Source organism: Clostridium sp. LS (assembly GCF_002760435.1).
Taxonomy (GTDB): domain Bacteria; phylum Bacillota; class Clostridia; order Clostridiales; family Clostridiaceae; genus Clostridium.
In genome coordinates, this window is sequence record NZ_AUUU01000024.1 from 1 (window position 1) to 14,735 (window position 14,735).

The 14,735-nt window shown below is 29.3% G+C and carries 14 protein-coding genes; 5 read left to right on the plus strand and 9 right to left on the minus strand.

Annotated elements, in window-relative coordinates:
* Positions 1 to 65 precede the first annotated feature (65 nt).
* Entirely contained in the window at positions 66 to 2,000 is a 1,935-nt protein-coding gene (locus COL3_RS06440) for a Cache 3/Cache 2 fusion domain-containing protein (RefSeq protein WP_008427701.1), read from the minus strand.
* Between the two features lie 444 nt (positions 2,001 to 2,444).
* Here COL3_RS06440 and COL3_RS06445 point away from each other — a divergent pair, with 444 nt between their 5' ends.
* The 5 genes from COL3_RS06445 (at position 2,445) to COL3_RS06465 (ending at position 6,208) form a co-directional block, all read left to right on the plus strand.
* Entirely contained in the window at positions 2,445 to 3,302 is an 858-nt protein-coding gene (locus COL3_RS06445) for a Spo0B domain-containing protein (protein WP_008427699.1), read from the plus strand.
* A gap of 200 nt (positions 3,303 to 3,502) precedes the next feature.
* On the plus strand, positions 3,503 to 4,000 hold the full coding sequence (locus tag COL3_RS06450; RefSeq protein ID WP_008427697.1) for an NfeD family protein: 498 nt from the start codon (positions 3,503 to 3,505) through the stop codon (positions 3,998 to 4,000).
* A 31-nt stretch (positions 4,001 to 4,031) separates the two neighbouring features.
* The gene (floA, locus tag COL3_RS06455) at positions 4,032 to 5,018 is read left to right on the plus strand and encodes a flotillin-like protein FloA (protein ID WP_008427695.1); all 987 of its coding nucleotides are present in this window, start codon (positions 4,032 to 4,034) and stop codon (positions 5,016 to 5,018) included.
* A 20-nt stretch (positions 5,019 to 5,038) separates the two neighbouring features.
* On the plus strand, positions 5,039 to 5,446 hold the full coding sequence (locus COL3_RS06460) for a hypothetical protein (RefSeq protein WP_008427694.1): 408 nt from the start codon (positions 5,039 to 5,041) through the stop codon (positions 5,444 to 5,446).
* 18 nt (positions 5,447 to 5,464) lie between these two features.
* The gene (locus COL3_RS06465) at positions 5,465 to 6,208 is read left to right on the plus strand and encodes a LytTR family DNA-binding domain-containing protein (RefSeq protein WP_008427693.1); all 744 of its coding nucleotides are present in this window, start codon (positions 5,465 to 5,467) and stop codon (positions 6,206 to 6,208) included.
* Positions 6,209 to 6,276: 68 nt separating this feature from the next.
* On the opposite strand, the gene COL3_RS06470 is transcribed toward COL3_RS06465, so the two are convergent.
* From COL3_RS06470 to COL3_RS06505, 8 genes are all read right to left on the minus strand, one after another.
* Positions 6,277 to 7,035, minus strand: a complete 759-nt coding sequence (locus COL3_RS06470) for a MurR/RpiR family transcriptional regulator (protein ID WP_008427692.1) — start codon at positions 7,033 to 7,035, stop codon at positions 6,277 to 6,279.
* A gap of 204 nt (positions 7,036 to 7,239) precedes the next feature.
* Entirely contained in the window at positions 7,240 to 7,461 is a 222-nt protein-coding gene (locus COL3_RS06475) for a hypothetical protein (protein ID WP_008427691.1), read from the minus strand.
* A 145-nt stretch (positions 7,462 to 7,606) separates the two neighbouring features.
* Positions 7,607 to 8,938: a PTS sugar transporter subunit IIC gene (locus COL3_RS06480; RefSeq protein WP_008427689.1), complete on the minus strand. Its 1,332-nt coding sequence runs from the start codon at positions 8,936 to 8,938 to the stop codon at positions 7,607 to 7,609.
* 164 nt (positions 8,939 to 9,102) lie between these two features.
* Positions 9,103 to 10,512, minus strand: a complete 1,410-nt coding sequence (locus tag COL3_RS06485) for a GH1 family beta-glucosidase (protein WP_008427688.1) — start codon at positions 10,510 to 10,512, stop codon at positions 9,103 to 9,105.
* Positions 10,513 to 10,533: 21 nt separating this feature from the next.
* Positions 10,534 to 10,839 carry a PTS sugar transporter subunit IIB gene (locus COL3_RS06490; RefSeq protein WP_008427687.1) on the minus strand — a complete coding sequence of 102 codons (306 nt, stop codon included), beginning with the start codon at positions 10,837 to 10,839 and terminating at the stop codon, positions 10,534 to 10,536.
* 88 nt (positions 10,840 to 10,927) lie between these two features.
* The gene (locus tag COL3_RS06495; RefSeq protein ID WP_008427686.1) at positions 10,928 to 11,248 is read right to left on the minus strand and encodes a PTS lactose/cellobiose transporter subunit IIA; all 321 of its coding nucleotides are present in this window, start codon (positions 11,246 to 11,248) and stop codon (positions 10,928 to 10,930) included.
* Between the two features lie 498 nt (positions 11,249 to 11,746).
* Positions 11,747 to 13,486 (minus strand): methyl-accepting chemotaxis protein, encoded by a 1,740-nt coding sequence (locus COL3_RS06500; RefSeq protein ID WP_008427685.1) that lies wholly within the window; start codon positions 13,484 to 13,486, stop codon positions 11,747 to 11,749.
* Positions 13,487 to 13,709: 223 nt separating this feature from the next.
* On the minus strand, positions 13,710 to 14,492 hold the full coding sequence (locus COL3_RS06505; RefSeq protein ID WP_008427681.1) for an HD domain-containing protein: 783 nt from the start codon (positions 14,490 to 14,492) through the stop codon (positions 13,710 to 13,712).
* Positions 14,493 to 14,735: the final 243 nt, after the last annotated feature.

Consider the following 14,735-nt stretch of genomic DNA (forward strand, 5'->3'; position numbering starts at 1 on the left):
ATTTTGATTTCGGTGAGTTATATGCATAAGTCTAAGTTATATGTTGTGTATCTATATTCAATAACTTAACTGTAAATGTCTGAAAACTCAATGTTTATTTTTTCAACTTTTGATTGATTTAAAGAATCATTTTTGTCTTTCATATGAGGCTCTCCTGAAGTTACTTTAGCTGGGAGGCATATCGTAAATTCAGTGCCTTCTCCATACTCACTTTTTACTTCTATTGTGCCTTCATGCATTTCAACTAAAGCTTTCACTATAGATAATCCTATACCGCTTCCTTCATGGCTTCTATTTAACAAAGGATCTATTTGCTTAAATCTTTGGAAAAGTTGTGATAATTTTTCTTCTGGAATTCCTCTTCCCGTATCTTTTACAGAAATAATGATATGGTCATCCTTATCATTTAGGGTAACATAAATTTTGTCTCCAGGCTTAGTAAATTTTGTAGCATTTGATATTAAATTAAGCAGGATTCTCTCTAATTTTTCTGCATCAAATGCCATAACCTTTTCCTCTTCATCTGTATCAAATATAATCGTCCTTGACATAGATTGTACATACTCAGCTGTTGATTGGGTTATTTCTTCTGCCACTTCTACTATATTTTCATTTCTTAAATCCAGCTTCATAAACCCTGAGTCAATTTTTGTCATATCTATTAAATTATTTACTAGTCTTAATAATCTATAACAATTTTGTTTTATGCTGCTGGTATAATTTCTTATTTTATCAGTGCTTAAATTTTCTTCCTTATTTATAAATACATTAAATAGCTGAGCTGTTGAAAAAATAATATTCAAAGGTGTTCTTAATTCATGAGACATGTTAGCAATAAATTCTGTTTTAAGCTTATCATATTGTACTGTTTCCTCTAATAGTCTCTGATTTTCTGCAAGCATATTATTGAAACTATTTGCCAGTACCCCTATCTCATTTTCGCTGTCAATATGACATCGAACTGTTAAGTCACCTTTCCCAGCTATCTCCATGCATGACTTCAACTTATTAATAGGTTTAACTAAGGTATTAGTCAAAAATAATGCTATAATTCCTCCAAAAAGAATTATAATTAATGCTGCAACTACAGTTGTCGTTAAAATTGATTTTGATGAAGCATTTAATTCATCATAATCAGCAGTAGTAACTATATACCAATTCCAAGCTTCAAAATACTGATAATATCCTATTTTTTTAACTCCATTGTAAGTATACTCAATTGTTCCATTCTTAGTCTCCTGCATTTTTTGAACAAAATCACAATCTCTTACATTTTTCCCCTTTTCTGATGGGTGAATAATCACATTACCTTCTGAATCCAGTATATATAAATAACCTGTTTTCCCCAGCTTAATATTGCTTAATGTATCTTCCAAGTAATTATTTAGAATTTTATTTCCAATTCCTATTGCACCAATAACTTTTTTATCTTTATCGAATAATGGCTTCATTCTAGTAACATAACCAATACCTTCTATATCAATATTACCAATATATTCTTCATTGCTGACTATTTTTTTATATGCAATTGAATCGCTTGATATATATGTGCCTACTACCCTCTTATCATCTTTAAAGATTGTAGAAGAAATTCTTATAAGTTTATTATCATGTAATAAAAAAATTGTTGCTGCAGTACCTGTAGACTGTTTTAGCTTATCAACCACGGTTTCATCTAAAGATAACCTTTGTTTTCCCGCATACATTACAGGTAAGTTAAATTCTCCAACTTTTATATTTTCATTATAATCTATCCTTATATCTGTCAAATCATTTAATAAAGTATTAGCAAAATTTGAATCACCATAAGATTTTTCTGTAAGCAGATCATTTCTTACACTTAAAGTTGTAATAATTGATTCTGTTAATTTCTGACTTTTTTCATTGACTTCGTTGAAAACTGCATTATCTGATTTTTCAGCAATTAAAAAACCTAATACGCTTACTGCAAATACAATCAAAACCAAAAAGCTTATCATTAGTTTATATTTTATTTTCATAAAAAACCACTTCTCCTAAATTAACTATGTTCATTAGTCTTAAATTTCATTACAATTCTAGCTATTTGATTTAGAACATATCTCCTATTTTACCATACAAATGATTAATTTGCATTGCATATCTATTTAATCAAATCTAACTCAACATTCTATAATTTTTTCGTCAAAAAAGAGGTAACCATGTCTACAGCCACCTCTTTTTTTAATATATCTTTAGTTTATTTAAATCTTTAGTTCCTGAATTTCATTAGTATGTATATAATATACCACCATTTGACATAATAGTCTATATTTTTTTACAAGAACATTGAAATTTTCATTCGACAATTGACGATTTATTTTAAAACAATTGAAGTTACACAAAATAAATTAAGATTTTTTAAAGGTTAATACAACTAATATATGGTAAAATATATTAGTTATCTATACACAAGGAGTGAGTGCATGGCAATTAAAAAGCAGACATATGGAATGTCCAAAATAGTTTTAATATCTATATTTCTAAACTTAATAGAAATAGTGTTTATAGCACTTTTTATCTATTACAAAAGTAACAATCCCTATATGATTGAAGGAAATTTCATTATTTATATTATTGCAATAAGCATAGGTTTTAACAGTATAATTACAGGAATAATTTTTTATAGTCTTTTATTCAAAAAAGGGAACAATAACCTAATAGATACAATAAAACACCTCGAATCCTTTAATAAAACTTTAAGAACTCAAAGACATGACTATTTAAACCATATTCAAGTTATTTACTCATTACTCGAACTTGAGGAATTTGATGAAGCCAGAAAATATATAGAGCCTGTTTATAAGGATATAATACGAATCAGCAAAGCATTAAAAACTTCAAAACCAGCCGTCAACGCACTATTACAGGCTAAATTACAAATGGCTGAAAAAAATGAAATAGATATGGAGCTAGAAATAAAAAGTGATTTAAAGCACCTTGTTATGGAACCTTGGGAGTTTTGCAGAGTTATAGGTAATATAATAGATAATGCTATTTTTGCCTTAAAACAAAAACCTGATAATAGATATCTGCTTGTTGAATTATCAGAGGACTTATATAATATAAAAATTAATATATCAAATAATGGTTATATTATACCTAAAGAAATAATTGATAATATTTTTAAAGAAGGCTTTACTACTAAAGGTGATAAAGGAGATGGAATGGGACTTTCCATAGTTAAGGATATTGTTGAAACATTTCATGGTTCAGTTGCAGTTTTCTCCACAGAGCAAAGAACATCCTTTGAAATAGCACTACCAAAAAAGATTCAAAAATGACATTTCAGCTTTAAAAGTGTATATTTTAGAGGTTTTATATTACAAAACTTTACTATTAGCATTATTATACTAATATAGAAGTTACAATTTTGATGTTACAGTGCCAATAATTAAATTATAAGAAATCCAGCGATGGATTTCATCCTTAACTGTAAACTCTTAACTGTAAACTGTTAATTGAAAAAAGGGGAGGTAAAAACATGAATGCTTTTTTGCCAGATATGACCGTTCTAACAGTCTTACTACTCATTTTAGGCTTTGTTCTAGTATTTTTAGAAATGCATATTCCTGGTTTCGGGATTCCAGGAATCGCAGGAGCTATATGCTTAATACTAGCAGTAGTGTTAACAGCTGAAAATTTTGCACAGGCACTAGTTATGACATTAGGAATTTTAGCCGTACTAGGAGCCATGCTAGGCGTAGTTCTTACGTATTTTACAAAAGGAAAACTATTTAAGCCATTAATTTTACCTGATGAACAAAAGAAGGAACATGGATATATCAGTTCTTCTGATTTAGATTATCTATTAGGAAAAAAAGGAATTACAACTACTGACTTGAGACCAACTGGTTCTATAGACATAGACGGAGTTAAGTTTGATGTGATTTCTGAAGGAGAGTATATATCTAAAGGAACTGTTGTTGAAATATTTAAAGTTAGCGGCGTAAAATTATTAGTTAAAAAGGTTAATGCCTAAAATAAATTAAAATTTAAAGGAGAGATTATTAATGATTATTAATTTACTTATAGTAGCTATAGCAGTAGTATGTTTAATTTCTGTATTTATCACATTTGTTCCAATAGGATTATGGGTTTCATCACTTGCAGCCAATGTTCAAGTAAGCATATTCAACTTGATTGGTATGAGACTCCGAAGAGTTGTACCTTCAAAAATAGTAATTCCACTTATTAAATCAACAAAAGCTGGCATGGGACTTACTGTTAATCAATTAGAAGCACATTATTTAGCAGGTGGAAATGTTGATAATGTTGTAAATGCATTAATTGCAGCTCACAGAGCTGACATTGACTTACAATTTGAAAAAGCAGCTGCTATTGATTTAGCAGGTAGAGATGTTTTGGAAGCAGTTAAAATGAGTGTTAATCCAAGAGTTATTGAAACGCCAAATGTTTCAGCTGTTGCAAAAGATGGTATAGAACTTTTAGTTAAAGCAAGAGTAACAGTTAGAGCAAATCTTGAAAGACTTGTTGGTGGTGCCGGAGAAGCAACGATATTAGCTAGAGTTGGTGAAGGTATAGTAACTACCGTTGGTTCTTCTACTAGTCATAAAATAGTATTAGAAAATCCAGATGCTATTTCAAAAACTGTATTAAATAAAGGCCTAGATGCAGGTACTGCTTTTGAAATTCTATCGATAGATATTGCTGATGTAGATGTTGGAAGAAATATAGGTGCTCAACTTCAAACTCTACAAGCAGAAGCTGATAAGAATATAGCACAAGCTAAGGCTGAAGAAAGAAGAGCTATGGCTGTAGCCAAGGAACAAGAAATGAGAGCTGCCGTTGTAGAATCGGAAGCAGAAGTACCTAAAGCAATGGCTTATGCACTTAGAGAAGGGAAACTTGGCATAATGGATTATTATGATATGCAAAATGTTATTGCTGATACAAATATGAGAAGCTCAATTTCTAGTGCAGGAAATAAAAATCAATCTGTTACTAGTGATAGCAAAGAAAAGAATGACAAAAAATAGACTCCTAGGAGAGTGAGAATATGAATGATGATGCTATTGAATTATTAAAGGTTTTTGTAAATGCTGTATTTGACCCTACGTCATTAACAAAAAATCTTAGAAATAGTGCAGCTTCGAAATATCCAAGAATCCTTGAACCAATTAAAAATGTGAATAATAATGTTTATATAGAAGCTGAGGACAACGGAGAAGAAGAATACACCGAAAGTGATTCCATAGAAAATACTCCAAGTGAAGATGTTGAATCTTATAATGCTGCAACAAATAATAAATACTCTAATAAAGAAAAAGAGGATTCTTCGAATCCTCAAGGAGTTATAGATTCTATTGCACAGGAACTAACCTCTGTTAGACTTCAGCAGGCAATCATACTTTCAGAAATAGTTGGAAAGCCAAGAAGTAAAATTAGAAGAAAAAGAAGATTTTAAAAATAGGAGAATTTTTCTATGAATATAAAGGTGCTTATAGTTGATGATGAACAAGGAATGAGAACCATAATAAAAAAAATATTAGACAAATCTGGTGGTTTTGAAGTTATTGGAGATACTGATAATGGTGAGGAAGCTATAGGCATATTTAAGGAACATCGCCCTGAGGTGGTGTTCTTTGATATTGAAATGCCTGGATGGAGCGGCATTGAGTGCGCTAAAGTACTATCTGATATAGATCCAAAGACAATAATTATTTTTGCAACAGCTCACGCGGAATATATGTCAGATGCCTTTCAGTTATATGCTTTTGATTATTTGGTTAAACCATTTAAGATAGAAAGAGTGCTGCAGACTTTAGATAGAATAAAAAAGCTAAATAAACCTAGCTATGACAATGGTATAGATAAAATAATAAAGCATGAAAAAGGCTTAGATAAGCTTATGATAAAGAATAAAGAAGGCATAAGTTTTATTGATACAAAAGAAATTGTACTAATTCAAAGAGAAGAGAGCTCTACTGTAATATATACCAAAACAGACAGCTTCAATACCTCTATCACTTTAACTGAAATAGAAGAAAAACTAGATAATACTCAATTCTTTAGAAGTCACAAATCTTATATCATAAATCTATCGTTAATCACCAAAATATATCCCTATGGACGATGGACATATATAGTCAAGCTTAAGAATACAGAAAAAGATGCACTTCTTACTCACGAAAAGTATGAAGAAATAAAGAAACTTTTTAGTTTATAGATATACAAGAAAGTAAACCACTTGGAAATATTAATTTCGAAAAATATTTCCAAGTGGTTTTATTCATACTACTCCTCATCAAAATACGCATATAAATTAACTAACATCTCCATAAATATAATCATAATTGGTTGATTAGTATATGCACCTGGTTTATAAAATTGCCCAGCCGACGGTAATTGAAAATAAAAATTAGATTTACTTCTTAAGGTTGGAACATCATTTGTTGAGATAACAACAGTTGTTATTCTATTTTTATATGCTTCCGTTACCTGTTTACTTATTTCCTTGCTTTTGCCACTGTCACTAATAGCAATAAGCATATCTCCTGCTTCTGCCAAACCACAACTTTCATCTATTTCATACTTATTATCTAATGCTTCAATATTTCTTCTATATTTAAAAATCCGATATCTTAAGTATTTGGCAATTAATCCAGAGGCTCCTATACCTATTACTCTAATGTTTTTACTCTTCTTCATTTTGGATACTAATTTTTTCATTTCATGTTCATCCAACATATTTTCAAGTAAATTTAAAACAGATAAATATGTACTAGTTGTTCTATTAATAATATGATCTTCATCCCCTTTTTCTTCTTTATTAAAATAAGAAGAAAAATCATATCTAAATTCTACATACCCATTATATCCTAACTTTTTGCAAAATCTTGTTATTGCAGAATTAGACACTTTAAGAAATTCAGCAAGTACTACTATTGTGCTGTCCATAATCAAGGTTGGATCAGACAGCAACCTATTATATATTTCAAGTTCAACTTTTGTGAATGTAGAAGCCCTAGACTTCATCAAGCTAATTGGATCCAAATTTCTCCCTCCATATTTCTTATTTATTGCATTATACCAATATTATAAAGAAAAAACTATACAATTAAAAATATTTTAAAGAAAGAATAAACTTGTCAATTCTTAAATAATGTCATTACAAATATTTTTATAAACAAAAAACCCCTTTGTTTAAAAGGGGCTTCTCATCAAGCTAAAGCTTTTGTAACAAGAAATACTTTTATTCTATTCTGCTACAACGTTAAAGTATAATACCTTGCCTAATTCAGATTCTTTTATGACTTTTTTTATAATTGAACACGCTTCTACATTATTATAATCAGATTCAAAATAAATTTTTATTGCTTGCTTTTTCGCATACTTAAATACTTTCTTATTTTCAATTTCAATATTTTCTACAATTTTAATTATATCATCTTGTTTTAAAGGGCAATTTACAACTATCATTATTTCTTCCTCTTTTCTTCAATTTTCAAATTTCCGTTAGGAAAATATATTTATGACCACTCCTTTGTATATTAATAATTAACACGATAAAGGAATGGCCATTTTTAATTAATTTATTTTATATTTCATATCTTTCCTTTTTTGTTTACGCTGTTACATCTTCGCCACTTTGTGCAGCTTGCTCATTCTTATAGCTCATAGCATCCATTTTCTTAAAGAATGGAAGATAAATAAAGAATGATAATACTAACATCAATAACTGGAATATAGCTGTTCTTGGACCTCCAACTAAAAGTCCTGATATTGGTGCTGGTGTTGTCCATGGAACTTGTATTGCACTAAATGGTGGTATTAATCCTGTTGCAATTGCAAAATAAGTAAGTATACCTGATAATGTTGGTGTAAGCATAAATGGTAGTATCATAAATGGATTCATTACTATAGGTGTACCAAATGTAATTGGTTCATTTATATTAAATATTCCTGGTACAATACCTAATTTACCTAATTGCTTAAATTGAGCTGACTTTGCAAAGAATAACATACATAATACAAATCCTATTGTCATCCCTGAACCTGTTACTGTCATAAATTGATCCAAAAATGATTGTGTTACTATATGAGCTCCATTTGCTATTGTTAATTGTTTTCCACTAGTGATTATAGCTTGATTTTCTAATCCATTTGATGTTAAGATTCCTGTCATAACTCCACTTACAATAGTTGCTCCATGAATACCAAACCACCAGAAGAATGGTATTAATAATCCCATAATTATAACTCCACCTAATGAATCTGTCATTCCTTGTAATGGTGTTTGAATAATTTTGTATATCCATTCAATTACTGTTGTTTGCATTCCAAAGTTAAATATAGCCCAAATTGCAGTTGCACCTACAACAATAACTGCTGCTGGTATTAATGCTGCAAATGAATTTGCAACCCCTTGTGGTACACCATCTGGCATTTTAATTGTAATATTTCTCTTTAGAAACCATGAATAAACAGCACCTACTATTAATCCTATGATAATTGCAGTAACCATACCTTTTCCACCGCACCATGCTCCCGCTGGTATAATGTCTCCTACCACTTCTCCACCCTTAGTTGTTACAGTAGAAGGAGTTGTTAATATAAATACTACAAAAGATATTACTCCTGCTGATAAAGGTTCATGACCTTCATTCTTAGCATAAATATATGCTATACCTATTGTTGTGACTAATGCTATTACATTGAAAGTTGCTCCAAAGGCTTTCCATAATGGAGCAGTCCATCCTGGACCAAACACACTTGCTATTGCATCATTTAAAGGTGCATAAGGTAATTGAGCAAGTAATAAGAATATTGATCCTACCATTGTTAACGGTAATGTGTATATAATACCGTCTTTTAAAGCGATAACACCCTTTAAGTTAACGAATTTCATAATGACTGGTATTACTTTTTCATTTAAATTGTCTTGAAATGATGACATAATGATTCCCCCTTAAATAATTTAATTATATATTCGTTTTAATATAAATATAAGATTATGAGTTATGTTTAATTAATATATTACTTAAAGTTTCATGTCTTTATACAAATTACAATGCGCGCTTAAAGAATTTATATAATGATAGATACTTGATAAGTCTTTAATTAAAGGCTCTCGCCTCTTTCCTCTATTATTTTCTTGTACCAATAACCTGATAATTTTATCTTTCTATTTAAGTTATTCTTATGGTCAACATATATAAATCCATATTGCTTTTTATATCCATTTAGCCAGCTTAATAAATCGATTGCAGACCAAGCATAATATCCCTTTAAATTTATGTTTTCCTCTATTGCTCTTTTTACTGCTTTTAAATGTGCTTCAATGTACTTAATTCTTGGAACATCCACTATTTCATCATCAATTATTGGATCTTCATCACCTAGGCCATTTTCAGTAATGTACATTTTTATATCACCATAGTTTTTCTTTAACATTCTTAATCCATCTAGGAATGCTTCCGGAGAGACTTCCCAACCCCATTTTGTATATACTTTATCATCCATCATAACAGTCTTATAAACTCCATCAAATGAAGGATTTCCTGGTGCTCCTGTTGATTCTTCTCTAGATCTTTCCTTATTAATTTCTTCAATGTCATTTTTCATTACTCTTTTAGGCTGATAATAATTAAGGCCTATAAAATCATTTAGTGATGACGTTTCTTTTATTATATTTAATTCATCTTCATTCCAATCTGGTGTCCAGCCATTCTCTTCTAGCTGCCTTACTACATATTCAGGATAGCTTCCTTTTAGTACTGGGTCATAATACCAGTTAGTATCATGTTGATTAGCATGATATGTTGCTTTTATATTTTCTTCCTTTTCATCTACACTAAATGATGGAGAAAACACATGAGTTATTCCTATCTCACCAAATTGTTTCATTTCTTTATAACTTTTCACAGCTTTTGCATGAGCTGTAAAAACATTATGTGTTACTTGAAAATATTTCTTAGGATCATTCCTAATACCTGGTGGATGTGCACCTGCTAAATATCCTAATGATGCAAATACAACGGTTTCATTAAACGTAATCCAATGTTTTACTCTGTCTCCAAAAGCCTTAAAGCATACATTTGCATATTTTAAAAAAGCATCAATAGTTCTTTTGTTTGTCCATCCTCCATCTTCCTCTAAATTTTGAGGTATATCCCAATGATATAATGTAACAAACGGCACAATCCCATACTCTAAGCATTCATTTATCAAACTGTTATAAAAATCGATTCCTTTTTGGTTCACTTCTCCATCACCATCTGGAATTATTCTTGGCCATGAAACAGAAAATCTATATGACTCTAAACCGATTTCGGCCATTAATTTAATATCCTCTTTAAATCTATGATAATGATCTACTGCAACATCTCCATTAGTTCCTTCAAAGGTCTTTCCAGGAATTTTTGAAAATACATCCCAATTTGATATGCCTTTTCCATCCTCATTGTACGCTCCTTCTACTTGATATGCAGCAGATGCTGCTCCAAATAGAAAATCCTTAGAAAATTTCATAATTTATTACTCCTTATACTTCTATTTAATTAGGTTTAATGCAAAATCTAAAACTTTAGCCCCATTCATCATTCCATAATCAACCATCGGAATTACATCTACTGGAATTCCCCTAGGTTCACAAACTTTTTTAGCTTTAGCTATTGTATAACCTACTTGAGGCCCTAATAATGCAACATCAACATTATCTAAATGTTTATCCATTTGTCCTTCTGGAAAAGCTTCAATATCAACTTCTATTCCTTTAGTCTTAGCAGCAGCCTTCATCTTACTTACTAAAAGACTTGTCGACATACCTGCAGCACAAAATAATCTAATTGTTATCATAATTTATTCCTCCCCTTTAACAATTCATAATAATTTCTTAAAATTAAATTTTTATATACATACCATTTAATTTCTTTAATGATTTTTATTATTTCACTAAAGTATTCACAACCTTTCTTAATTCAATTATTTGCTCAATTAAGTTCTTTTCTGTTATTGCTGTCATTAAATGATCTTGTGCATGTACAAATAAAACTGACATATCTATTTTTTCACCGTTAGCTTCTTTGTGAAGAAACATTGTTTGCCCGTCATGAGCTTTTGCTAATGCTTCATTTGCTAATTGAATTTCGTTTTCAGCTTCTTCATAATTACCCTCGTTTACATTATTAAGAGCCATATAAGCGTGATTTTTACAGTCTCCAGCGTTAATTATAATATTCATTATTGCTATTTCTAATTCTTCCATTTTACTCTCCTCCATCCTAGATCATTTAAGACTTTTTCTCTTACACTTTTATATAAAGCAATATCAATGCCAAACTCTCTAATAATTTTTTAAAATTCCTTCCCATTAAGAAGCTAATATGTTTCTTAAATAGTATAAAACCGCACTACATCAAGGCTTTTAATAATCTCTAATCTTTAAAAATATTTTTAGTTTATATTTTCATTAATAAAAATATTTTTAATTAATATTTTTACTGTTTGATACTTTTTTATACTGTTTAATTTATTATGTACTGTGTTTGAATATTAAGTGTGGTTTTCAACAGTGTTTGAATTAAATACTATAGTGTTTATAATATAGTATTATTCACTCACTAGCTTTCGGAAATCTTGCTATTCAGTTTTCATTGCTAATCAATTGTTTTACGCACCTACAAGTAAAATCACCTTATCAAGCAAAAAAGCTGCTACATCACTAAATATTAGTTATGCAACAGCTACTTTTTATTAAAATTATTTATACATTAAACTTACTTATTACCTTCAGAAGATTATTAGATTGATCAGATAAAATATTCATTGAAGATGCTACTTGTTGGATACAAGCCGTATACTCCTGAGTTGCAGAAGAAACTTCCTCTGTCCCTGATGCGTTTTGCTCTATTATTTTCACAATATTTTTTATAGATTTCTCTACGGATATTGCATTTTCATTAATTTCTTCTGTTTCAATAGCAACATCCCTTATCTTGCTTGTTACTTCTGAAACAGCTTTCTGTATGAGAATAAATGATTCATCTGTTAATTTAAGAGAATTTACTTGATCATCTATCGAATCATTTGTATTATTTACTTCAATGACAGCCTTTTTTATATCATCTTGCACTGATAATATTAAATTATTTATTTTTTGTGTAGAATCCTTTGAAAGTTCTGCTAAATTTTTCACTTCATTTGCCACTACAGTAAAACCCTTTCCAGCCTCCCCTGCTCTTGCCGCCTCAATTGCTGCATTTAATGACAATAAATTTATCTGTTCTGTAATTCCATTTATAAATTCTATAACTTTCCCAATTTCGCTGGACTTTTCGGATAATTCGAGAATAATATCAGTTACAATACGAGCTGTACTCTTTGTATCAGTCATTCTATCTCTTTGATGATTAAGACTAGAAATTCCGTTAGTCACAGTTTCCATTGCTCTGTTTGAAAGTTCATTTATATATACTGTATTTTCTGTTATGCTGCTTAACCCACTTACAACATCTTTAACAGAATTGTTGCTCTTATCAGCCAACTCAATCTGCTTTAATGAGTTTTCTGCTACAGTAGCAATACTACTTGCAACTTCCTCTGCTGTCTTACTAATTTCGTAAGAATTTTTATTAACTTCGTTAGATGAAGCTGCTACAGTTTCACTCGTAGTTTTTGCTTCTAAAATCAAATTTCTATTAGTATCAATAAATTTATTGAACTTTTCAGTAAGTTGACCTAATTCATCCTTTTTATATATTTCGCCCCTCACTGTAAGATCTCCATTTTCTGCTTTTTCCAAAAGCATTTTAAACTGTTCAATAAATTTAGCAATATTTTTATATGTGCGTAAAATGGTAATAGTAAATAAAACAATTAAAATTACCCCTATAACTGCACAGAAAATTAAATTATTATTATATTTATCTGCATCAATTTTAGATTGCTTTGTTATATTTTCACTATCTAATTTTGCCTTATCCTGTATTTGTTTTACCAAAGCGTCCATATCATCAGTTGTTTTTCTATCTATTCCTTTTACTAACTCATCTACAATATGGTAACTTTCAATATTATTAGAATCATAACTTTTAATGGCCTTATTATATTTTCCATATATATCTTTATGGTTATTTATTAGTGTATCAACTAAAGAAGTATCCATGGAATATCTGTCCATATCCTTTTTAAGTTGTAATAATTGCAAATCTACATTATCATTTTCCTGTGAGAATTGAGAGAAATATTTTTTAAAAGATTCCGAATCATTACCTCTTAATAATGTATCTTTCCACTCTTGTACCTGTTTTTTGAAATCTACTTGAGCTTGCCTTGCTTCATCTACTATATTTATATATTCAGTTATAGTAGTTAGACTATCTTCAGATTTTATACTATAATTTTTAAAGGTAATCCACGAAAAACTTGTAATTCCTAATATAAAAATTGTGACAAATACTACTAGAACATATAACTTTAAACCTATCCCCTTATTTTCTTTCATTTTCTAATTACGCTCCTTTTTATAAATAAAAAATGACTTACTAAAATGTAATAAGCCATTTACAAAACAATCAATCCACAATCTGTAAGTAAAAACTATATTCTTACTATATTATATATAATACGACAACAATGTCAATATTTTAACAATTAAAAGGAGTCTTTTTTCTAGTAGGTTACTTTTACTTTAGAACGTTTCTTCGCGCAATATAAATAACTTTTGTTTATTTAACAAGAAATTTATCTATATATTGCTTTAAATACTCTGAAAGCTTATTAATTTCTTCATTTTGAGGCAAACAATTAATTAACGCATTTAAAATCTTTTTTTCTTTTATATAATTAAAAGAAAAGGAGAAATTTAAATCTGTTATCCAACTTAATTCATATAATTTTCTTTCATTGTAATTTTTCATTGAATTATTATTAATTCTTCTTCCCAAAAGAATATCTTGTAGAAATTCTTTATTATATCCGGGTGTAAAAGGTAAATTATCAATTGCAGGATTGGGATTCTCCTGCCTTTCTTTTTCATATTCAATAATAACTCTAAAGATATCAAGTTTGTCAGCATCTCTAATTAACTTACAAAATACAGCATCTTCTTCATTTAAATCGTTTGGAAGTAGCTTTGTATTATGAAGTATTATTGCTTTTATAATTATTTCTTTTCTTCTGTCATCTAAATTTTCTAATATCTTACTTTCTTCTAATATCTTAACACCCAGAGTCGCATGATTTTCTGAAAGAGAATCCCTAAAGGTTTTATATTTCCTAAATTGTTCAAACCTTCCTATGTCATGAAATAAACCTATTATTTCAGCGGTGTTAACTTCTTCTTCTGATAGATTTAAAGATTTTGCAATATTCACAGCATGTTTAGCTACATTAAAAGTATGTTTTTCCTTAAGTCCAACATTTTGATCTACTAAACTATCTTCTCCATAAAATTTCTTAACATAAGAATTAAACCAATTATAATATTCATTAACTAATTTATTTTCCATTATAATCTCCTTAATCTTGTAAATATTTTATTACTATTAAAATATAATTTACTATTCGGTACTAATTATACATTATCTTACCACTCATTTATATAAGTTATCTGTTAAATTTATACTTTTTAATATATAAAAAAGGAACTGCTTAATTTAACAGTTCCTCTTAACAATTCAAAATCTAGACCAAATAAATTTGGTGGCTCACCCGGGAATCGAACCCGGGACACCATGATTAAAAGTCATGTG

Coding starts and splice junctions, on each gene's coding strand:
- COL3_RS06440 (WP_008427701.1), bottom strand. CDS start 2,000: ATGAAAATAAAATATAAACTAATGATAAGCTTTTTGGTTTTGATTGTA.
- COL3_RS06445 (WP_008427699.1), top strand. CDS start 2,445: ATGGCAATTAAAAAGCAGACATATGGAATGTCCAAAATAGTTTTAATA.
- COL3_RS06450 (WP_008427697.1), top strand. CDS start 3,503: ATGAATGCTTTTTTGCCAGATATGACCGTTCTAACAGTCTTACTACTC.
- floA (WP_008427695.1), top strand. CDS start 4,032: ATGATTATTAATTTACTTATAGTAGCTATAGCAGTAGTATGTTTAATT.
- COL3_RS06460 (WP_008427694.1), top strand. CDS start 5,039: ATGAATGATGATGCTATTGAATTATTAAAGGTTTTTGTAAATGCTGTA.
- COL3_RS06465 (WP_008427693.1), top strand. CDS start 5,465: ATGAATATAAAGGTGCTTATAGTTGATGATGAACAAGGAATGAGAACC.
- COL3_RS06475 (WP_008427691.1), bottom strand. CDS start 7,461: ATGATAGTTGTAAATTGCCCTTTAAAACAAGATGATATAATTAAAATT.
- COL3_RS06480 (WP_008427689.1), bottom strand. CDS start 8,938: ATGTCATCATTTCAAGACAATTTAAATGAAAAAGTAATACCAGTCATT.
- COL3_RS06485 (WP_008427688.1), bottom strand. CDS start 10,512: ATGAAATTTTCTAAGGATTTTCTATTTGGAGCAGCATCTGCTGCATAT.
- COL3_RS06490 (WP_008427687.1), bottom strand. CDS start 10,839: ATGATAACAATTAGATTATTTTGTGCTGCAGGTATGTCGACAAGTCTT.
- COL3_RS06495 (WP_008427686.1), bottom strand. CDS start 11,248: ATGGAAGAATTAGAAATAGCAATAATGAATATTATAATTAACGCTGGA.
- COL3_RS06500 (WP_008427685.1), bottom strand. CDS start 13,486: ATGAAAGAAAATAAGGGGATAGGTTTAAAGTTATATGTTCTAGTAGTA.
- COL3_RS06505 (WP_008427681.1), bottom strand. CDS start 14,492: ATGGAAAATAAATTAGTTAATGAATATTATAATTGGTTTAATTCTTAT.